We start from the raw sequence: 20,299 nt of genomic DNA on the forward strand, positions 1-20,299 counted from the left end.
AGATGTCGGCAACGGTTGCAGAAGTGGCTCGTAACGCCGAACAGGCCTCGCAGGCAGCGTCCAACGCCGACCGCGAAGCGCGTGACGGTGACAAAGTCGTGGGCGAAGCGATTGTGCAGATCGAGCGTCTGGCCAACGAAGTGGGTCGCTCGGCCGATGCCATGAACCAGCTGGAGCAGGAAAGCGACAAGATCGGCAAGGTCATGGACGTCATCAAGGCTGTGGCCGAACAAACCAACCTGCTGGCCCTCAACGCAGCCATCGAAGCGGCCCGCGCCGGAGAAGCCGGACGTGGTTTTGCCGTGGTTGCCGACGAAGTCCGCGGCCTGGCACAACGCACGCAGCAGTCCACAGTCGAGATTGAAACACTGGTTGCAGCCCTGCAAAGCGGCACGCGCCAGGTGTCCAGCATCATGCTCAGCAGCCGCGAACTGACCGTCAGCAGCGTACAGCTCAGCCGTCAGGCGGGTACATCGCTGGGCAGTATTACCCAGACGGTCTCCAACATTCAGGCAATGAACCAGCAGATCGCTGCCGCAGCCGAGGAGCAGAGTGCCGTAGCTGAGGAAATCAGCCGCAGCATCGTTAACGTCCGCGATGTGTCCGAGCAAACCGCCTCGGCCAGCGAGGAAACCGCTGCCTCCAGCGTCGAACTGGCACGCCTTGGCGGGCAGTTGCAAACGATGGTCAGCCACTTCCGTATCTGACCTCCCGTAGCAACCTTCAAGCCCGGCTTTTGCCGGGCTTGTTTGTTTCAGGCACGTGTAAACACAGGTTTGCATTCAACGTAGCGAAGCAGCCCGGAACGTTTCCGGGCTGCGAGCATATGACTCTCGTCGACCGCATCAAGCCTGCGGCGGCTGTCCGTTGGACGCGGACAATCCGCCATCCACCGGCAAATTCACGCCGGTCACGAAGCGTGCGTCTTCACTTGCCAGGAAGGCAATGACATCGCCGACATCTTCAGCTTCGCCTGGACGCCCCAGCGGGATGCGCTCCATGAATTTTGCCATCAGTGCCTTGTCGCCAAGCATGTCTTCAGTCAGTTCGCTGCGAGTCAGTGACGGGCAGACGGCGTTGACGCGCACACCGTCGGCACCGTGGTCCATCGCCAGCGCGCGGGTGAAATTGGTGATTGCGCCTTTGGCCGCGTTGTAGAAGCTCATGCCCCAGTCGCCGCCCAGGCCGGAAACCGACGAGACGTTGATGATGTTGCCTTTGCTGGCGATCAGCGCCGGCATGGCGGTACGGGTGCAATAGAACACGCCATCCAGATCCACTGACATCAGTTCTTTCCAGTCGTCTACGCCCAACTCCGTCACTTTGCCGGACTTGACGATACCGGCGTTGTTGACCAATACATCCAGACGGCCGAAATGCGTGGCGACCTCCTTGAACAGCGCTTCCACATCGCTGGGGTCCGCCACATCGGTAGCACGGACCAAATGCCCTTCGCCCGCCAGTTGCGTGGCCACTTTGTCGAGTTTGTCGCGATTACGGCCGACCAGTACAACGCTTGCACCTTCCTGGGCAAAACGCTTGGCGGTGGCTTCGCCGATCCCGGAACCAGCCCCGGTCACGACAACAACTTTCTGGGTGAAACGATTCATGCAGCAGCTCCAAAAAAATAATGGGGTTATGAGGTGGACTGCCCGGTTGCACACAGCGTTCAGTCCAAATCATTCACTGCCTTACGAGGGGTTAAAAATCAGGTGAATCGGTAAACCTCGACTAACAGCGCGTTGACAAACCGAGGCCGCGCTGCAAATATCACCGCGGTTGTACGACAACCTATAACGCCAAAAATAAAAACAAGACTGGGCCAACCATGAAAACTCTCGTCTGTACGTCTGCTCCACCGATTATCGAAGCCTCATCTGTTCCGACAGTTTCGCAGCACCCGACATCCTTTCAGATTCATAACATTCGCTGATACATGGCGAACGGTACTCGGCCGTCTGTCGGTCGAGGCCATGCCTGGCAACAGGCGTCACGTAATCCTCAAAGGTGTCGGCTACTGCTTGCGCGCGGCCAGAAAAGAGGACGGTTTCGATAAACAAGGGAGCAAAACAATAATGACATCTCACACTTCCCGCTCACGCATCCTGCTGGGTGTTGGCGGCATGACACTGATTTTCCCGATGCTCGGCATGGCAGAGGGTTTCGTCGACGATACCAAAGCCACACTTACGCTGCGTAATGCGTACTTCAACCGCAACTTCACCAACCCGGCCTTCCCCAACAGCGCAGCGCCGCAGAGCAAAGCCGAGGAATGGACACAAAGCTTTATTCTCGACGCCAAGTCGGGCTTCACCCAGGGTGTGGTCGGTTTCGGGGTTGACGTGCTGGGCCTGTATTCGCTCAAGCTCGATGGTGGCAAAGGCACAGGGGGCACTCAGTTGCTGCCGATCCACAGCGACGGTCGCCCGGCCGATGATTTCGGCCGTCTCGGCGTTGCAGGCAAGGCGCGGGTTTCCAAAACCGAACTGAAAGTCGGTGAATGGATGCCGGTGCTGCCGATTCTGCGCTCCGATGACGGTCGTTCGTTGCCGCAGACTTTCCGCGGTGGCCAGGTGACGTCCAAGGAGATCGACGGCCTGACGCTGTATGGCGGGCAATTCCGCGGCAATAGCCCGCGCAACGATGCAAGCATGGAAGACATGTCGATGAACGGCCGAGGCGCGTTCACGTCCGATCGCTTCAACTTCGGCGGCGGCGAGTATGTCTTCAACGACAAGCGTACCCAGGTAGGTGTCTGGTACTCGGAGCTGCAGGACATCTACCAGCAGCAGTTTTTCAACCTGCTGCACAGCCAGCCGGTCGGCGACTGGACCCTGGGGGCCAACCTGGGTTACTTCATCGGCAAGGAAGACGGAAACAAACTGGCCGGCGATCTCGACAACAAGACCGCTTACGCATTGCTCTCGGCGCGCTATGGCGGCAGCACGTTCTATGTCGGCCTGCAAAAGCTCACCGGCGATACGGCGTGGATGCGCGTCAACGGCACCAGCGGCGGCACGCTGTCCAACGACAGTTACAACTCCAGTTACGACAACGCCAAGGAGAGGTCCTGGCAGTTACGCCATGACTATAACTTCGCAGTGCTCGGCGTACCCGGCCTGACCCTGATGAACCGCTATATCAGCGGCGACAATGTGCATACCGGCAACATCACCGACGGCAAGGAATGGGGACGAGAATCTGAACTGGCGTATACCGTACAAAGCGGTGCACTCAAGAACCTGAACGTCAAATGGCGCAACTCCAGCCTGCGTCGCGATTTCAGCACCAATGAGTTCGACGAGAACCGCGTGTTCATCAGCTACCCTATTTCGCTGCTGTGAAACCTGTGGCGAAGCCTGCCTGAAAGCGCATCTATAGGGGCAGGTTTTGCCTTGTTACAAATGTGTCTGCACAGGCGGGCACACAGGTCGTTTTTATACTTTGGCCGCGTTGACAATCAGCGTATGCGGTGTCGATAATTCGGCAAGTCATACGACAACAGATGACAAAAATAACAATCGGGACTTTTCTCATGGCATCGGCTCATACCACTCAAACTCCCTTCAATCGCCTCCTGCTGACCGGTGCGGCAGGTGGCTTGGGCAAGGTCTTGCGCAAAACACTGCGCCCCTACGCAAACGTGCTACGCCTGTCCGACATTGCCGAGATGGCACCGGCGGTAGATGACAGTGAAGAAGTTCAGGTCTGCGATCTGGCTGACAAGGACGCCGTATACCGCCTGATCGAAGGTGTGGACGCGATAGTGCACTTCGGCGGTGTGTCAGTCGAACGGCCGTTCGAGGAAATCCTCGGTGCCAACATCTGCGGTGTGTTCCACATCTATGAAGCGGCCCGTCGTCATGGCGTGAAACGCGTGATCTTCGCCAGTTCCAACCACGTGATCGGTTTCTACAAGCAGACCGAAACCATCGACGCGCACTCCCCGCGCCGCCCGGACAGCTACTACGGTCTGTCCAAGTCCTACGGCGAAGACATGGCCAGCTTCTACTTCGATCGTTACGGCATCCAAACCGTCAGCATCCGCATCGGCTCGTCGTTCCCTGAACCGCAGAACCGTCGAATGATGAGCACCTGGCTGAGCTTTGGCGACCTGACCCAGTTGATCGAGCGCTCCCTGTACACGCCAGACGTCGGTCATACAGTGGTCTACGGTGTTTCGGACAACAAAACCGTATGGTGGGACAACCGTTTCGCCAGCAAACTGGACTACACCCCCAAAGACAGCTCGGAAATTTTCCGCGCCAAGGTTGAAGCCCAACCGGAGCCTGCGGCTGACGACCCGGCGATGGTTTATCAGGGCGGTGCGTTTGTGGCCTCCGGCCCCTTCGGCGATCAATAAACAGCCCCTTCCGACTACAGAACTCTGGTTGCAGAACGTTGGAGATACGACCTGTCATGGATGCCGAACTGATTGTAGATGCACAAAACGCCACTGGCGAAAGCCCGGTCTGGAGTGCACATGACCAAGCGTTGTACTGGGTGGATATTCCAAAGGGCACCTTACTGCGCTGGAGCCTCGCCGATGGCAGCATACGCAGCTGGAAAGCGCCGCAGATGCTGGCCTGCATCGCAGCCGACAGCCGCGGCGGCTGGATTGCGGGGATGGAAGACGGCATTTGTCATCTGCAGCCCTGTGAAGACGGCAGCCTGATCAGTACTCTTCTGGCAAGCGTCGAACATGCACAGACAGGCATGCGCTTCAACGATGGCCGATGCGACCGGCAAGGACGCTTCTGGGCCGGTACCATGCTGATGGACATGGCAGCAGGCGCAGAGGTAGGTGCGATGTATCGCTACAGCGCCGGGCAGAAGACACTCGATGCACATTTAAAGGACTTCATTGTCCCCAACGGCCTGGCGTTCAGCCCGGGCGGCAAGACCATGTACCTGTCCGACTCGCATCCCAGCGTGCAGAAGATCTGGGCTTTCGATTACGACACTGATAGCGGCACGCCGCACAACCGTCGCCTGTTCGTGGACATGAACCACCACCTGGGCCGCCCTGACGGTGCAGCAATCGACACCGATGGCTGCTACTGGATCTGCGGCAATGACGCGGGCCTGATCCACCGTTTTACGCCCAACGGAAAACTCGACCGCTCGCTGGTCGTGCCGGTTAAAAAACCGGCCATGTGCGCTTTTGGCGGCCCCAATCTCGATACCTTGTTCGTAACGTCCATTCGCCCGGGTGGCGATATCAGCGACCAGCCATTCGCCGGTGGTCTGTTCGCTTTGCGCCCTGGTGTCAAAGGCCTGGAGGAACCCGTGTTTCAGGGCTGACAGTGCCCAACGAAAATCCCATAGCTCGACCAAAAATAACAAAATCGGAGATATCCATGGATTTCAAACGCAAGCTTCTCATCGCTGCACTTCCGTTGGCCTTCTGCGTGTCAGGCATGGCTCAGGCAGAAGTCAAAATCAAGTTCGCCGAGGTTCACCCCGCAGGCTACGCGCCGGTCGTGGCGGAACAGAACATGGGCAAGAAGCTCGAAGAGCAATCCAAGGGCGAGATTACCTTCAAGATGTACGCTGGCGGCGTGCTCGGCTCCGAGAAGGAAGTCGTTGAACAGGTCCAGAGTGGTGCCGTGCAGATGACCCGTGTCAGCCTGGGCATCGTCGGCCCGGTCGTGCCGGACGTCAACGTCTTCAACCTGCCGTTCGTGTTCCGTGATCAAGCGCACATGCGCACGATTATCGACGGCGAGATCGGCCAGGAAATTCTCGACAAGATCACCAACTCGCAATTCAACATGGTCGCACTGGCCTGGATGGATGGCGGCACCCGCAACCTGTACACGAAGAAACCGGTACGCCAGATTTCCGACCTCAAAGGCATGAAGATCCGTGTTCAGGGCAACCCGGTATTCATCGAAACCATCAACGACATGGGCGGTAACGGTATCGCCATGGCCACTGGCGAAATCTTCAGCGCCCTGCAAACCGGCGTAATCGATGGTGCGGAAAACAACCCGCCGACCTATTTCCAGCACAACCACTACCAGAACGCGAAGTTCTTCACGATTACCGAGCACTTGATTCTGCCCGAGCCCATCGTGATGGCGAAAGCCACCTGGGAGAAGCTCAAGCCGGAACAACAGGCGCTGGTGAAAAAGCTCGCGCGTGAAGCTCAGATGGAAGAGCGCGCGCTGTGGGACAAGTCTTCGGCCGACGCAGAAACCAAACTCAAGGCAGCAGGCGTGGAGTTCATCACCCTGACGCCGGAGCAGAAGAAAGCCTTCTACGACGCCACCCAGCCGGTGCGTGACAAATTCGGTGCGCCTTACAAGGATTTGATCAGCCGCATCGAAGCGGTCCAGACCAATCCGGCACTGGCTGCACCCGGTACCCAAGCGGCCCAATAAGCCTGTCCGATTATGCTGCGCGAATGAGTGAAAGCTCGTTCGCCGCCGCAGTGGTGAGCCCAATGAAAAATACGCTATTGCGCATCAACGACACGATTTATCGGGTCTGCATCGGCATTGCCGGTCTGTCGGTGCTGATCATGACCCTGATCATCCCCTGGGGCATCTTTGCCCGTTACATACTCGGCAGCGGCTCCAGCTGGCCGGAACCCACGGCCATTTTGCTGATGGTGGTATTTACCTTCTTCGGCGCTGCCGCCAGTTACCGCGCCGGTGCACATATGGCCGTTTCGATGGCTGTGGACCGTATGCCGCAACAGGTGCGTCGCAGCGCCTCGATGGTCGTGCAGATCCTGATGGCAATCGTGGCCCTGTTCATGATCTTCAAGGGCTTCAAGCTGTGCGCTACCACGTGGAATCAGTTTGTCGGCGAGCTACCGTTTCTGAGGGTCGGCATCACTTACCTGCCAATCCCCATCGGCGGCATCGTAACCCTGATTTTCGTATTGGAAAGACTGTTTCTGGGCGACCAGAGTCATCGCGCGGTGATGCGCTTCGATGTCATTGAAGAAAGCGAAGGTGCCGCATAAATGGACGCTTTTATACTGCTGGGCAGCTTCATCGCATTGATCCTCATCGGCATGCCTGTCGCCTATGCGCTGGGGCTTTCGGCCCTGATAGGCGCCTGGTGGATCGATATTCCAGCCGATGCGCTGATGATCCAGATTGCGGGCGGCGTGAACAAGTTTTCGCTGCTGGCGATTCCATTCTTCGTGCTGGCCGGGGCAATCATGGCCGAAGGCGGCATGTCACGACGGCTGGTCGCCTTTGCTGCTGTGCTGGTGGGTTTCGTGCGCGGTGGGCTGTCGCTGGTCAACATTGTGGCATCCACTTTCTTCGGCGCGATTTCGGGTTCCTCGGTGGCCGATACCGCTTCGGTAGGCTCAGTGCTGATCCCGGAAATGGAACGCAACGGCTATCCTCGGGACTTCTCGACGGCAGTGACCGTCAGCGGCTCGGTTCAGGCCTTGCTGACGCCACCCAGCCATAACTCGGTGCTCTATTCGCTGGCGGCAGGCGGTACGGTATCGATTGCTTCGCTGTTCATGGCCGGGATCATGCCGGGTCTGTTGCTCAGCGCAGTGATGATGGGCCTGTGCATGATTTTCGCGCGCAAGCGCAATTACCCCAAGGGTGAAGTGATTCCGCTGCGCAAGGCGCTGAAAATTGCCGGTGAAGCGCTCTGGGGCATGATGGCCATGGTCATCATTCTCGGCGGCATTCTGTCGGGTATTTTCACCGCCACCGAGTCGGCCGCCATTGCCGTGCTCTGGGCGTTCTTCGTCACCATGTTCATCTATCGCGACTACAAATGGCGCGATCTGCCCAAGCTGATGCACCGGGCCGCACGGACCATTTCCATCGTGATGATTCTGATCGGTTTTGCCGCCAGCTTCGGGTACATCCTGACGCTGATGGAAATCCCGATGAAGATCACCACGGCGTTCCTGACCCTGTCGGACAACCGCTACGTGATCCTGATGTGCATCAACGTCATGTTGCTGCTGCTGGGCACCGTGATGGACATGGCTCCGCTGATTCTGATCCTGACTCCGATCCTGTTGCCGGTCATCGTCGGTGTCGGCGTTGACCCAGTGCATTTCGGCATGATCATGCTGGTCAATCTGGGGATCGGGCTCATAACACCGCCGGTGGGTGCGGTGCTGTTCGTCGGTGCCGCGGTGGGCAAAGTCACTATCGAAGCCACCGTGAAAGCTTTGCTGCCGTTCTACGTCGCGCTGTTTTTGGTGTTGATGCTGGTCACCTACATTCCCGCCATCTCGTTGTGGCTGCCGAGCGTCGTGCTCTAACGTCATCAGTTGCAACGCTACCGGAGCGCTTGAAACCGCTCCGGTATGCACCTCTGTTGTCCAGCCAAGGAGGCTGGTTGCGTATGTCTGCCCCTGCCCTGTTCCCCCGCCACATTGCCGTGCTGATCCTGGCATTGCTGGCCTGTTCGTTTGCCGGCAACCACATTGCGGCACGCATCGCTTTCGATCATGACACCGGCTTGCTGCTGGCCATTCTCTGCCGCTCCGGCGTCACCCTGCTGGTGCTGGTCAGTCTGGTGCTCTGGCAACGTGAAAAGCTCAGTCTTCCTGCCAGCACCTGGCGCTGGCAATTGCTTCTGGGCTTGCTGATCGCGACTCAGAGTTTTTGCATTTATTCGGCGGTAGCACGTATTCCGGTGGCTCTGGCATTGCTGGTGGTCAACGTCTCGCCGATTCTGCTGGCGCTGTTGACCTGGGCACTGGGCGGCGCAAGGCCCACACGACGTGCCGCAGGCCTGATGGCGTTGATTCTGTTCGGCCTGACGCTGGCGCTGGATGTGCCGCAGCGGCTGTCAAACCCTGGCAGCAGCGAACCGCAGTGGCTGGAAGGTATCGCCTATGCGTTTACCGCAGCGGTGGTGTTCGCCTTTGCGCTATGGATCACCGACAACAAACTGGCCAGCATGCGCGGCACTGTGCGCAGCATGCTGACCATGGTCGTGGTGTTCGCGGCGGCTGCGCTGGCCGGTGCCAGTGGCCTGTTGCCCGGTGGCGTGGATCTGCCGTCAAGCCGCATCGGCTGGACTGCGCTGGCCAGTCTGGTGGTGCTCTACGGGTTGGGCTTTTCGCTGCTGTTCATCTGCATGGCGCGGCTGGACATCGCCCGCAACGCGCCGGTGATGAACATCGAGCCGGTGGCGAGCCTGCTGTTCGGCTGGCTGATTCTCGATCAGTTGCTCAGCAGCGGCCAGGTCATCGGCGGGCTGATCGTCGTCAGCGGTATCGTCCTGCTGACCTGGCGGCGCGCCACGCCATCTGCCTCTCAACCATCCAGCCCATCATCCAAGAAGGTTTTGCATCATGCCCGCGAACGTACTGACCCTTGAAGATGGCCTTACCCGCCTCACTCTGGCTCCCGACATCGGTGGCAGTATCGTCAACTGGACCGTATTGGCCAGCGGGCACCCCCTGCTGCGCCCGAGCGACGAACTGGCACTGGCTGCCGGTACACCTCGCCGACTGGCCTGCTACCCGCTGGCACCCTGGTCTAACCGGATAGGCAACGGCGGTTTCGATACGCCGGATGGCTGGCTCGCACTGGCCGCCAACAGCGCCAACGAACCATTGCCGATTCATGGCAGCGCCTGGCAACAGGTCTGGAGTGTTATCGAGCAGACCGCAGAGCAGGTCTGCCTGCAACTCGACAGCCAGACGCCGTTCGCCTACCGCGCGCAACTGCGCTACACCCTGCAAGACGGCAAGCTGAGCATCGAACTGACCACCACCCACCTGGACAGTCGCGCCGCCTGGCACGGGCTGGGCTTGCACCCTTACCTGCCGCGCACGCCTCACACACGCTTGCAGGCCAAGGCTGCGCAGGTATGGATGTGCGACGACGCTGGCTTGCCTGCCGAGTTGCAGGACTTACCCGCCGAGTGGGACTTCCGGCACAGCAATACGCTGCCTGAAGCACAACTGGACAACGGTTTCACCGGCTGGGACGGCCACAGCATCATCAGCCAGCCAGACCTGGGCTATGAGCTGCACTGTCAGGCCACTGGCAGCGACTACTTTCTGGTGTTCTGCCCGCCGGGGTTGGGTTTCTTCTGCTTCGAGCCGGTTAGCCACCCAGTCAACGCACATCATTTGCCCGGCCGGCCGGGATTGAGCCTATTACGTCAGGAGGAGTCGATGGAGTTGACGATCAGTCTGCATTACAAGCCCTTGTAGCAGCTTTATGCGTGCATGCTCCGTGCCTTTCGTTACGGGGTAATCAACAGTGTTGAAAGACCGCTGACGCGGGTAACGCCGGTGGCGGTGTCGCAGCTGTTGTTCAACGTTGACTGAAGATTGCCAAGTAAAAATGTACTTGTCGCATTGGCGCCTTTATAACGGCCATCCACAATTGCCCCGACACCAACAATGGTCGTGTTCAAAGTACCAATATTATTGATCGTCGCGTTGAACTTGTAAGTGCTGGTGACTCCATCGCTCCAGCTAATGACCCATGTTCTGCTGGACGTTGGTAGCAGTAACGACTCGCAGGAAAACGTAGACTGGAAGCTTTCGCTGGACGAAGCGCTGGTAACCGAAGGGAATGAGAGCGAAACACACGGGTTCCAACTGCTCGTCGTCGATACAACAATCGTCTGACTGGTGTTGGTCAATCCTGGCGACCAGTTTGTAGTATGGGTTCCTGTACAGGTAACCAGATTTACAGCCTCAGCCTGAGCTCGCCAAGGTGCAAAAAGAAGCCCCATACAAATGATAACCAGCAGTACACAGGCCAGCTTGGCCAGCGTAGATGAAGCACGTGCAACGTGAGTGTCCATAATAGTCTCCCTGACCTTGATAGCATCCAGATCACAGGTTAAGCAGCCAGCTGCTAATAGCGCTACTGGCAGAAATGACAGCGACTGTCTGCATGACTGGCCCGTGGTCATTGCCATGGCAGCACCTGTAAAATTCCTCCACGCCGCTCGTCATATCCTGTGATCCACTCCCCATCCCGTTGCGTAACACCTCTGCATTGCGAACCAAAACCAGACAATGGTGATCAGAAGGTGGATCATGCGCACTACTGCCAGTCTCAGGACCTTCTGTCACTTGTCCCCCCCTCACAGCGAATCGACAATAACCCGACTTTGGATTGATGAAGTCGCCGCCGTGGCCCGCCAGAGGGACCGCGAAAGCTTCATGCGCATCTACGATCACTTCGCGCCGCGCCTGTTACGTTATCTGACCGGGCTGAATGTGCCTGAGGGGCAAGCCGAAGAATTGGTGCAGGAAGTGCTGCTCAAGCTGTGGCACAAGGCCGATTCCTTCGACCCGACCAAGGCCAGCCTGGGGACATGGCTGTTTCGCATCGCCCGCAACCTGTACATCGACAGCGTGCGCAAGGACCGCGGCTGGGTGCAGGTGCAGAATTCGCTGGAACAACTCGAGCGCCTGGAGGCCCCGGTAGATCGAACGCTCGATTACAGCCAGCGCCAGGAGCAACAACTGAACATTGCCATTCAGAACCTGCCAACCGATCAGGCCCGGGTATTGCGAATGTCTTATTTTGAAGCGCTCAGCCATCGGGAAATTTCCGAACGCCTTGGTATGCCACTGGGCACGGTGAAATCGTGCCTGCGCCTGGCGTTTCAAAAATTGCGTTCGCGGATAGAGGAATCATGATGAGCCCACGACATCATCCGGATGACGCGACGCTGGTCAGCTATGCAGCAGGGGCGCTGTCGCAGGTCCTTGCGGTGGTGACTGCGGCGCACCTTGAACGCTGTGCCGAGTGCCGTGCGCGACTCAGGCAAGCCGAAGAGATTGGCGGTGTATTGATGCAGCAGCACACCAGCAGCGTGGTGCCGCTCAAGGGCAGGTCAGCAATGCTGGCGCGCCTCGATGAACGGCAAACGGGCGCTGAGCCGGCAATGTATTCGACGCCGGCAGCCAATCAGGACCCGGACTTGCTGCCTGTCTGCATGCACGCGCATTTCGGTCGGCAACTGAGCACACTGAAGTGGAAGACACTGGTTCCTGGCGTGCAACGAGTACGTGCGCAAGGTATTGAACAAGGCAACCTGATGCTGCTGAAAATCGCCCCCGGCTTCAGCATGCCGGTGCACAGCCATGAAAGCGGCGAGATGACTATGGTGCTCAAGGGCGCGTATCACGACATACAGGGAGCGTTCGCGCTCAATGATGTGGCCGATCTGGACAGCCACATCCAGCACCAGCCCATCGCTTACCCTGACCGGGAATGCATCTGCGTACTGGCGACAGAATCAAGGCTGCGCTTTTACGGGCTGCTGGCGCGGATGATGCAGCCGTTCTTCGGGATCTGAAAAACGGCTCCATAGCTGCTCTCAGCGCTGAACACGCACCCCCAGCGAAGCCAGTGCATCCCAGTAACCCGGGTAGGTCTTGCCGACGCAATCGGGGTCGAGAATGCGAATACCGGCAATCTTCAAGCCTGCCAGCGCAAAACACATGGCGATGCGATGGTCGGAGTGGGTGTCAATCAATGCGTCTACCGTGGTGCCTGCCAGCGCCGGGTTGGCGTGCACCAGCAGATCGTCGCCCTCCTCTACAGCAAGGCCCGGCGCGATGGCACACAGGCCGTGGGACAGTGCTGAAATACGGTCACATTCCTTGACCCGCAGGTTGGCGATGCCGACAAAGCGCACTGGCTGACGGTTGAAGGCGGCGAGTACCGCCAGCGTCGGAATCGCGTCCTGCATTTGCGAACCGTCGATCACGGCAGGCATGTTCGGGAAGCTTGCGATGATCTGACTGGCCAGGGCATCAGGCTGAGTGAATGCGTCGCTGGCCACGCCGAGGTCGATATCGCCCTCGGTCAATGCTTGGGCGGCCCACAGGTAGGTGGCCGCCGATGCATCCGGTTCGATATGGAAGTCCGTAGCGCGATAACCAGTGGCCGAGACTTTCCAGGCGGTTTCGCCGATGGCCTGAACCTCGGCGCCGAAGGCCTGCATGGCCGCCAGGGTCAGATCGACATAACCACGCGCGCCAATCTCGCTGCCGGTCAGGGCGACTTCGACCGGGCCCTTGCCGCAGGCTCCGGCCATCAGCAACGCTGACACGTACTGGCTGGACAGGTTGCCATCGATTTCAATACGTCCGGCTTCCAGACCGCCTTTGCCCTTGATCGCCACCGGCGGGCAGCCACTGGGCGCACTGACCTCCACACCCATGCGCTGCAAGGCATCGACCAGCGGGCCGATCGGGCGCTTGCGCATGTACTCGTCGCCGTCGACCACAAAGTCGCCTTCGAAGTTGGCCAGTGCAGCGGTCAGAAAGCGCGTTGCGGTTCCGGCGTTACCGAGAAACAGTGCCTGCTGCGGTGCCTGCCAGTGGCCGCTGCTGGTGACCACGAATGTGCTGTCATCCGGCTCGTCGACCTGCACGCCCATCAGACGCAGTGCTTCGGACATCACGCGGGTGTCGTCACTCTTCAGCGCGCCGGTCAGGCGGCTGGTGCCTTTGGCCAGCCCGGCCAGCAACAATGCGCGGTTGGTGATCGACTTGGAGCCCGGCGGGCTGACGCGCCCGACCAGCGGGCGCTCGACAGGCAAAACAGTGAGGGTGGCTTGAGGTCGCATGATGTCCCTGAGCGTCAGCGGAAAAATCGCGATCCTAGCACGAGCGGGATCAAGCCCGCAGTGCGGTTTTGCTGCCCCAACGAGCCAGACAGCCGTTTACTTTTGTTCAGCACCCGACAGTTGCTGCAGCTTGTCATTGGCTGCCTGCAATTGATTGCGGTTGGCTGCCACGTCGGTGACGTCATAGATCACCAGGCACACATGGCTGATCGCCCCGGTGGTTGAACGCAGCGGAAACAGCGTGGTGTTCTGGTACATGAACTCTTCGTGCCCGGTGATCGGCTGGTAATTCTTGAAGCGCACCAGATACGGCCGCTGTTCCCAGATGGTGAATGCCGGTGTGCCAAGGGTCACGACGTTATCGATTTTCTTGCTCAACCATTGGCGGTTGACCTCCGGAAACAACTCGAAGAAGGTCTTGTCGATGGCCACATAAGGCACCACGCCAGAGCGGTTTTCCATGAAAGTATTCCAGACCGTCACCCGATAGTTCAGGTCCAGCACCACAATGCCTACGTCAATGTTCTGCGTGACGGCCAGCAACCAATGGAGCTCGTTGATTTCGATAGCGTTGCTCATGGGTCAGCTCATCATGTAGGCGAGTTTTTTGGTAAGCAGCTCGACCGAGTCTTCGGTGAACAGCATCAACAGATCGAAATGAATGTTATGGCCTTCTACGCTGTAACTGATTTCAACCGCCAGGGTCTTTTTCCAGCGCTGCTGATTAATACGAATAAGCTCGTCGATGCCACCCTGCGCGCCCAGCAACTGTGGATGGCCTTGCGAAAACGCGATGTCGATCTGCTCGGCAATACCGCTCAGGCAGGCACCGATCAGGATCGTGGACAGGTCCAGAAGCATCTCCATGTTGGAGCTGTCGGAGTTATCGTCGCCCATCAGTTTCGACATGCCGGAGATTTCCGAGTCATGGAAAATCAGCAGCGCTTCACCTGCAATGCCGCCACCGATGTAGCCCTGACAAACCGCCGTCAAACGCTGATCAGCGTGGGCATCGGCCAGCGCCATGTGCAACTCGCCGACTTCGAGCATGTTGACGTTGGGCACCGGCAACTGCACGAACACGCCCAGCACCTTGGCCAGCAACGCCGCAGCGCGGCCCATGGCAACGTTAATGGTTTCGCGGAAGGCATCCTGAAAGCTGATCACCCCGCCCTTGTTGTTGAGGGCCGGCAGCGCAACAGGTGACACCGCCGGCTTGCCCAGCAGGCCCAGGCGTTCCAGCGTGCTCTTGAGTTCGTCCGGGTCGGCAGGTTTTTTCAGAAACGCCAGCGCGCCCAGCTCCATGACCCGGCGCACCGCTTCGTCCTGCACGTCACCCGACACCACAATCACCTTGGTGTCGAGGTTTTCGGCACGAATCGCCGTCAAGGTCTGGTAACCGTCCATCACCGGCATGGTCAGGTCGAGCAGCACCACCTGGCCTTGGCCTTTACGGATAGCTTCCAGACCTTCCTGCCCCTGGGTAGCGAGCGTTACCGATACATCCCAATCAGCAGGCAGGGCACGCAAAAGCTGCTTTCGCGCCATGTTCGAGTCATCGCATATCAATAGTGCAAGCGTGGACATCGTGTGGTTCTCACTGCAAAAAAATCAGGCTGACAACGGCGGACAGCACGTATACGTTCGACAGCACTATCGAAATCGACTGACACTGAGCCTATAACGCTCGATCAGCAACATTCAAACTAAACCTATAGCCTTAAGTCGGCGATGTTTGCAGTTTCTGTAATTTAAGTCGCTTTCTGTTGCTGCAAATCACTACCGCGCCCACCCAAACCAGCCTATTATCAAGTGATAGATTTAATAGTAATCACTCGATAGACAGGTGTGTCCATGTCTCTGCCCATAAGCGACTACCATCCGGCCCTGCCCCGGCAGGACGATTTCTGGCAGCATCTGGGTATTCCGGCCCGTGGCACGCGCCTGTACTCGGCGCTGCACGACGGTTTGCCGTATGAAGTATTCGAGCGTCTGGCGCATTACACCGACCTGAACCGCTCGACCCTGGCCGAGCATCTGGGCATCGCTCCCGCCACCTTGCAGCGACGCCTCAAGGTGCGCCGCTTCAATGCCGAGGAAAGCGATCGGCTGTTCCGCTTGGCAGCGGTTTACAAAGCGGCGCTGGACCTGTTCGAAGACGATGCCGAAGCGACCCGTCTGTGGCTGGCCAATCCGGTCTATGGGCTGGGCAATCGCAGGCCGCTGGAAATGCTCGCTACCTCGGCAGAGGCGCAGGCAGTGCTCGACCTGATCGGTAGGCTGGAACACGGTGTCGTGGCGTGATTGCAGTCTATCGACTGGTAAAGCGCAAATGGCTGGCTCAGGCGTTCGACGGTGAAGGCGCCAAGCTCTATGGCGGACGCTGGAACAGCAAAGGCAACGCCTGTGTGTACTGCGCAGGCAGCGAATCGCTGGCGCTGCTGGAAGTGCTGGTGCACCTGGGCAATGCTGGCGTGGCCCGGCATTACGCGATGCTTGAGCTGCAGATTGGCGAAGAGCACATCCTCAATGCACGGCCGGATACCCTGCCCCCCGACTGGCGCGAAGAGCCCGCACCACCGGCAACAGCCTCGTTCGGCGACGACTGGCTTGCATCGGGTCAGAGCCTGGCACTGGCCGTGCCCAGCGTGATCATCCCGCGTGAATCGAATTACCTGCTCAACGTCCAGCACCCGGAATTCCTGGCCGTTGTGGCAACGGCCAAGGAGCTGGAGTTTGTGGTTGATCCGCGTTTGAAATGAGATTGATACAGGGCAGCCAGTTGTTCGATAGCGTCAGGTGCGAATTTGATAGCGTTATGGCCGAAGGTTGATCACCTCATAAACCGTTTGCAGATCCCGCTCCGGGATTTCCCAGATCAGCAGCTTTGGCGGGGTCTGGCGAAAGGCCGGGTTGTCGAAATAGACGTTGGCTGCCCCCGAGAACTCGCCGCCGTCCCTGGCGAAGCTGCCGATCGGTGCGCCGAGTTCGCGCTGTAGAAAACCGGTAAAGCCCGAATTGCGTGAGAAAGATGTGCCGATCAAGGCGACGTTGGGCAGGTTGCTGTCGCCAAACAGGTCGTCGAGGTTGTCGCCGCCTGACGCTGCTTCACTGGCAAGCTCGGTGATTTGCGTGGCGGCTACGCTTTGCGGCGCGGGTTGCAACGACAGCGGTAGCCAGTCGAGACCCGCTAAACGCACCAGATCACCGGAGCGCTCGGCAATCGGGGCGATGCTGGTTTGAAACTGCCGTTGCGGAGTGGCCTGAAAGCCGGCTTTGCGCAGGTGCAGTGCCAGCGCTCTGGCGGCCGCGTTGGCACCGCTTTCGCTCCAGTGTGTGTCGGTACGCAGGTACGCTGTGTCACCCAGCGGTTGCAGGGTAGTGGTCAGGTCCAACGTATCAACACCGGCGTCCTTCAGGCTGTTGGTCCATTGCACAACACGGGCCTGCTGTACCTCGGGGCGATAAAGCCCGCACAGTTGGGCGGCAGCAATGCGGCTTTTGTCTGGCACCACGGCGACCAGCAGGTCGATGCCGCGCTTTTTCAGGCTGCGTTGCACATCGATAACCGCCTGCGCCTTGTGTTGCGCATTGGCCTGCGCGTCGCGATTGAGCCTGAATTCATCGGTCAGGAACAGCCAGCCCGGACACCCCTGACGGACCCGCGGACCGGTGTCGTGAAACAGCAACCAGCTTGCGCCACGCTCGATATTCGCTGCGCGCTGCGCCAGAAAAGTCCCTGACAGTTGCTTGGCCAGTTTGTGAGTCACCTCGCCATGCAGCGCTGCATCGAGGGTCAGGGGTTTGGGCAGCAACTCGACCTTGCCGCTGGCCAGCAGCATGCACGAGGCCAGCAAGCCGACGCCGATGAAAGCCACCAGCGTGATTCCCGCCACGCCACAGGTGCGCACGGCCAGTTCGCTGGGCAGAGGCGGTACAGCAGACGGAGCAGTCATGGCCACTGACCTCAGAACTGGAAGTAAAGAAAAGGAACTGTCTCGCGGCTGGCAATCAGCGCGAACGACAACAGAAAGCCGGCCACCGGCCACAATGCGGCGCCCGCTATGAACAGAGGGTGGCTGGCGAAACGCTGCTCAACGCGAACCAGCAACAACGGCGCGAGCACACAGGCCATGCCCAGCAGCGCCGCCATGCCGTGCGCCGGGCGCAGGGTTACGGCCAGTGCATCGCCCAGCTCCAGGCCATGCAGGCCGAACTGTCCGGCATACATGGTCAGCGCAGTGGCAAAGTCCGGGGAGCGGAACAGCGTCCAGGCGAGGCACACAAACAGCAGCGTCAACACGTGCGCCAATGGTTTGGGAACAGTGGGCAGGCTGGAGCGCGACCAGGCGCGATCCACGCACAGCGCCACGCCATGTGCCGCGCCCCACAACAGGTAGTTCCAGCTGTCGCCGCCATGCCACAGACCGGCGATGGCCATGGTCAGAAACAGGTTGCGATAGGTGTTCCAGACGCCATGCCGGTTGCCGCCCAAGGCAATGTACAGGTAGTCGCGCAACCAGCTGGACAGCGACAGGTGCCAGCGCCGCCAGAAGTCCTGAATGCTGCTGGCCAGGTACGGCCGGTTGAAGTTTTCGGGAAAGTGAAACCCCAGCATCAGCCCAAGACCGATGGCCATGGCGCTGTAACCGGCAAAGTCGAAGAACAGTTGCAGCGAGTACGCCAGACAGCCGATCCAGGCATCGGCCAGCGACGGCTCGGGCAAGTGAAACGCCACATCGACCAACGGTGACAAGGTGTCGGCCACCAGCACTTTCATGCTCATGCCGATCATGAAACGGCGTGCGCCTAGGGCGAAATTCAGGCGGTTGAAACGGCGCTGCACCAACTCGCGGCGCACCCAGTCATAGCGGATGATCGGCCCGGCAATCGAGTGGCCGAACATCGAGATGTAGGTCGCGTAATTGATGAAACTGCGCTCGACCGGCACGGTGTGCCTATGTACATCCACCAGATAGGAAATCGCCTGCAACACGATGAACGACAGCCCGGCCGGTAACGCCACGCGCTGCCATTGCAGCGGCATAGCTCCGTAATACGTGATCAGCTGATTCCAGCTGCCGGCGACGATGTTGGCGTATTTGTACCAGCACAGCACGGCGGTGTTGAACACGATCAGTGCCACCAGCAGACGCACCCGCCCTGTTGAGCCTTGCCGCGCCCGATCGACCAGCAAACCGCCGACCCAGGCCACGATCGTCAACACGATGTGCAGGCTCAGAAACAGCGGGCTCAGCCAGCCGTAGAACAGCCAGCTGCCGATCAACAGAACGACGTTGCGCCACGCCGCCGGGCTTGCGGCATAGGCCAGCAAAAAAGCCGGCAGGAACACCATCAGAAACTCGAGCGAGGCGAATACCATAACGACCACAGAACCCGATCAGTTGGACAGCGTGTCCGTGGCCGACAACAGGCGCGGTCCGGTGGCGGACGGCACCAGCAAAACGCTGTAGCGTTCACCGGCCTTGAGCTCCCCCAGATCCAGCGGTGCGCCGACAGTGGCGTTGGCGCAAACCAGCTGTACCGAGAGGCTCACCGGATTGATCGAGCGGCGCTGCAACGTACCGGTCGGGATCGCCTTGAACAAATCAGCCGTGCGACCGGCAGGACGCAGGTTTGCCTCCACACAACCGGCATCCAGACTGAAAAACGCCAGCGAAGCCTTCAAACCGTTGAAATCATCAGGCTGCTCACGCACTGTCACCGGCGCAAGGCTGCCATCGGCCTGCACGGTGAGGACGACGGTGGCGAACTCGCCCGGCTCGACGCTGACGTCCATCGGCAGCTTTTTCTCACTGCTGATCAATGTGCCTTTTATCGAGCTGCTGGCCTGCACCGCAAAGAACAGCGACACCGGTTTTGCCGCGTCCAGTTGCAACGGTGCCTGGCCTTCCCGGGCAACCACTTGCAGCGGCGCGGCAGTGGCATTGACGAAGCGAATGAACGCCGAATCCTGCGCCGGGCCTGTCGGGTACAGGGCGATGTCGGCCGCCTGCGCTTGAGCACCGATCAACAGGGCCGCGACGCTCGCGGCCATCAGGCGCAGGGCGATCATTGCTTCGCTCCGGCTGCGCTGACGCTGGTGACCGGGAGTTTGCCCAAGGCATCGCCAATCGCGGTGCCCCAGGAGTTATAACCGGCGACGGTAAAGTGCTGACCGTCGGTGGTGATCCATTGTCCCGGTTTGGAGAAACTCAGCGAGTCGATGTACGTGCAGGGCGCCACGTTGCTGGCCAGAAACTGCGACATCAACTGGGTACGCGCATCGTTCTTCTGGTACATGCCGCCCACCTTGCCCCACGCAGGGCCGACCCAGGCGCACTTGGTGCCGGTGGCCGCAATCGCCTTGGTCAGGCCGGTGACGCTTTGCCATGCCCAGGCCTTTGGAAACGAAGGCTTGTCATAGGAAGCCATTGTGTCGCCGATCACGATCACCACCAGATCAGGCTTGTCGGCCGCGATCAGCTCGCCGATGGGCGTGGTCGTGGCGTCACGTCCCTTGATGACGATCTTGCCGTTGCCTTTTTGCTCGGCCCCGCAATCGACCTTTTTGGTGATCAACCAGTCACCGGCACTCGCGCCACAGGCACCGATCGAATGCACGATAGCGCCCTGCCTGGTCAAGTTGTCGTGCAGCGGTTCCATCAGATGATCGGCTAGACTCATGTGGCTTTCTCCCAGGACCAGAAGGGTCATACCGGCAAGAACGGAAGGCATCGAA

General features: G+C 59.3%; 22 protein-coding genes. 13 read left to right on the forward strand and 9 right to left on the reverse strand.

What is annotated here, in order from left to right; genetic code table 11:
• Positions 1-2: 2 nt before the first annotated feature.
• Entirely contained in the window at positions 3-707 is a 705-nt protein-coding gene (locus tag RYB66_RS26495; protein WP_369812070.1) for a methyl-accepting chemotaxis protein, read from the forward strand.
• Between the two features lie 138 nt (positions 708-845).
• Here RYB66_RS26495 and RYB66_RS02385 read toward each other — a convergent pair whose 3' ends face one another.
• A complete protein-coding gene (locus tag RYB66_RS02385) occupies positions 846-1,610 on the reverse strand; it encodes an SDR family NAD(P)-dependent oxidoreductase (RefSeq protein WP_005746516.1) in 765 nt (254 codons plus the stop codon).
• A 465-nt stretch (positions 1,611-2,075) separates the two neighbouring features.
• Here RYB66_RS02385 and RYB66_RS02390 point away from each other — a divergent pair, with 465 nt between their 5' ends.
• From RYB66_RS02390 to RYB66_RS02425, 8 genes are all read left to right on the forward strand, one after another.
• Positions 2,076-3,344, forward strand: coding sequence for an OprD family porin (locus RYB66_RS02390; RefSeq protein ID WP_192485589.1), 1,269 nt, complete (start codon positions 2,076-2,078; stop codon positions 3,342-3,344).
• A 191-nt stretch (positions 3,345-3,535) separates the two neighbouring features.
• Entirely contained in the window at positions 3,536-4,363 is an 828-nt protein-coding gene (locus tag RYB66_RS02395; RefSeq protein ID WP_316893667.1) for an NAD(P)-dependent oxidoreductase, read from the forward strand.
• A 56-nt stretch (positions 4,364-4,419) separates the two neighbouring features.
• Positions 4,420-5,304, forward strand: a complete 885-nt coding sequence (locus tag RYB66_RS02400; RefSeq protein ID WP_057404078.1) for a glucurono-1,5-lactonase — start codon at positions 4,420-4,422, stop codon at positions 5,302-5,304.
• A 56-nt stretch (positions 5,305-5,360) separates the two neighbouring features.
• Entirely contained in the window at positions 5,361-6,386 is a 1,026-nt protein-coding gene (locus RYB66_RS02405) for a TRAP transporter substrate-binding protein (protein WP_005746511.1), read from the forward strand.
• A gap of 62 nt (positions 6,387-6,448) precedes the next feature.
• Positions 6,449-6,976 (forward strand): TRAP transporter small permease, encoded by a 528-nt coding sequence (locus RYB66_RS02410; protein WP_002556153.1) that lies wholly within the window; start codon positions 6,449-6,451, stop codon positions 6,974-6,976.
• Positions 6,977-8,257 (forward strand): TRAP transporter large permease, encoded by a 1,281-nt coding sequence (locus RYB66_RS02415; RefSeq protein ID WP_005746510.1) that lies wholly within the window; start codon positions 6,977-6,979, stop codon positions 8,255-8,257.
• A gap of 83 nt (positions 8,258-8,340) precedes the next feature.
• A complete protein-coding gene (locus tag RYB66_RS02420) occupies positions 8,341-9,324 on the forward strand; it encodes an EamA family transporter (protein ID WP_005733974.1) in 984 nt (327 codons plus the stop codon).
• Positions 9,299-10,168: an aldose 1-epimerase gene (locus tag RYB66_RS02425; protein WP_316893670.1), complete on the forward strand. Its 870-nt coding sequence runs from the start codon at positions 9,299-9,301 to the stop codon at positions 10,166-10,168. Before RYB66_RS02420 ends, RYB66_RS02425 begins: the two co-directional genes overlap by 26 nt.
• A 32-nt stretch (positions 10,169-10,200) precedes the next feature.
• Here RYB66_RS02425 and RYB66_RS02430 read toward each other — a convergent pair whose 3' ends face one another.
• Positions 10,201-10,770: a hypothetical protein gene (locus RYB66_RS02430; protein ID WP_316893672.1), complete on the reverse strand. Its 570-nt coding sequence runs from the start codon at positions 10,768-10,770 to the stop codon at positions 10,201-10,203.
• A gap of 334 nt (positions 10,771-11,104) precedes the next feature.
• On the opposite strand from RYB66_RS02430, the gene RYB66_RS02435 reads away from it, so the two are divergent.
• Both RYB66_RS02435 and RYB66_RS02440 read left to right on the forward strand, forming a co-directional pair.
• Positions 11,105-11,617 carry a sigma-70 family RNA polymerase sigma factor gene (locus tag RYB66_RS02435; protein WP_004642487.1) on the forward strand — a complete coding sequence of 171 codons (513 nt, stop codon included), beginning with the start codon at positions 11,105-11,107 and terminating at the stop codon, positions 11,615-11,617.
• A complete protein-coding gene (locus RYB66_RS02440) occupies positions 11,617-12,279 on the forward strand; it encodes a ChrR family anti-sigma-E factor (protein ID WP_316893723.1) in 663 nt (220 codons plus the stop codon). The genes RYB66_RS02435 and RYB66_RS02440 overlap by 1 nt, the downstream gene beginning before the upstream one ends.
• A 21-nt stretch (positions 12,280-12,300) precedes the next feature.
• Here RYB66_RS02440 and aroA read toward each other — a convergent pair whose 3' ends face one another.
• The 3 genes from aroA to RYB66_RS02455 all read right to left on the reverse strand — a co-directional run bounded on the left by aroA (position 12,301) and on the right by RYB66_RS02455 (position 15,144).
• Positions 12,301-13,557, reverse strand: coding sequence for a 3-phosphoshikimate 1-carboxyvinyltransferase (gene aroA / locus RYB66_RS02445; protein ID WP_005746506.1), 1,257 nt, complete (start codon positions 13,555-13,557; stop codon positions 12,301-12,303).
• 96 nt (positions 13,558-13,653) lie between these two features.
• Entirely contained in the window at positions 13,654-14,136 is a 483-nt protein-coding gene (locus RYB66_RS02450; RefSeq protein WP_002556144.1) for a PAS domain-containing protein, read from the reverse strand.
• 3 nt (positions 14,137-14,139) lie between these two features.
• A complete protein-coding gene (locus RYB66_RS02455; protein WP_011167792.1) occupies positions 14,140-15,144 on the reverse strand; it encodes a response regulator in 1,005 nt (334 codons plus the stop codon).
• Positions 15,145-15,411: 267 nt separating this feature from the next.
• Between RYB66_RS02455 and RYB66_RS02460 the strand changes: the two genes are divergently transcribed.
• Together RYB66_RS02460 and RYB66_RS02465 are read left to right on the forward strand one after the other, a co-directional pair.
• Positions 15,412-15,861: a DUF2384 domain-containing protein gene (locus tag RYB66_RS02460; protein ID WP_004663867.1), complete on the forward strand. Its 450-nt coding sequence runs from the start codon at positions 15,412-15,414 to the stop codon at positions 15,859-15,861.
• Complete coding sequence (locus RYB66_RS02465) at positions 15,858-16,319, forward strand: RES family NAD+ phosphorylase (protein ID WP_057401296.1); 462 nt, start codon at positions 15,858-15,860, stop codon at positions 16,317-16,319. The genes RYB66_RS02460 and RYB66_RS02465 overlap by 4 nt, the downstream gene beginning before the upstream one ends.
• 54 nt (positions 16,320-16,373) lie before the next feature.
• Here RYB66_RS02465 and RYB66_RS02470 read toward each other — a convergent pair whose 3' ends face one another.
• From RYB66_RS02470 to RYB66_RS02485, 4 genes are read right to left on the reverse strand one after another with little or no spacing between them, the layout of a single operon-like run.
• Positions 16,374-17,513 carry an alginate O-acetyltransferase AlgX-related protein gene (locus tag RYB66_RS02470; RefSeq protein WP_316893674.1) on the reverse strand — a complete coding sequence of 380 codons (1,140 nt, stop codon included), beginning with the start codon at positions 17,511-17,513 and terminating at the stop codon, positions 16,374-16,376.
• A gap of 11 nt (positions 17,514-17,524) precedes the next feature.
• The gene (locus tag RYB66_RS02475; RefSeq protein ID WP_316893725.1) at positions 17,525-18,940 is read right to left on the reverse strand and encodes an MBOAT family protein; all 1,416 of its coding nucleotides are present in this window, start codon (positions 18,938-18,940) and stop codon (positions 17,525-17,527) included.
• Between the two features lie 18 nt (positions 18,941-18,958).
• Positions 18,959-19,633, reverse strand: a complete 675-nt coding sequence (locus RYB66_RS02480) for an alginate O-acetyltransferase AlgF (RefSeq protein ID WP_316893676.1) — start codon at positions 19,631-19,633, stop codon at positions 18,959-18,961.
• Entirely contained in the window at positions 19,630-20,295 is a 666-nt protein-coding gene (locus RYB66_RS02485) for an SGNH/GDSL hydrolase family protein (RefSeq protein ID WP_316893678.1), read from the reverse strand. The genes RYB66_RS02480 and RYB66_RS02485 overlap by 4 nt, the downstream gene beginning before the upstream one ends.
• Between the last annotated feature and the right edge of the window lie 4 nt (positions 20,296-20,299).

Source organism: Pseudomonas syringae group sp. 243L2 (genome assembly GCF_032587875.1).
GTDB classification, from domain to species: Bacteria; Pseudomonadota; Gammaproteobacteria; order Pseudomonadales; family Pseudomonadaceae; genus Aquipseudomonas; species Aquipseudomonas amygdali.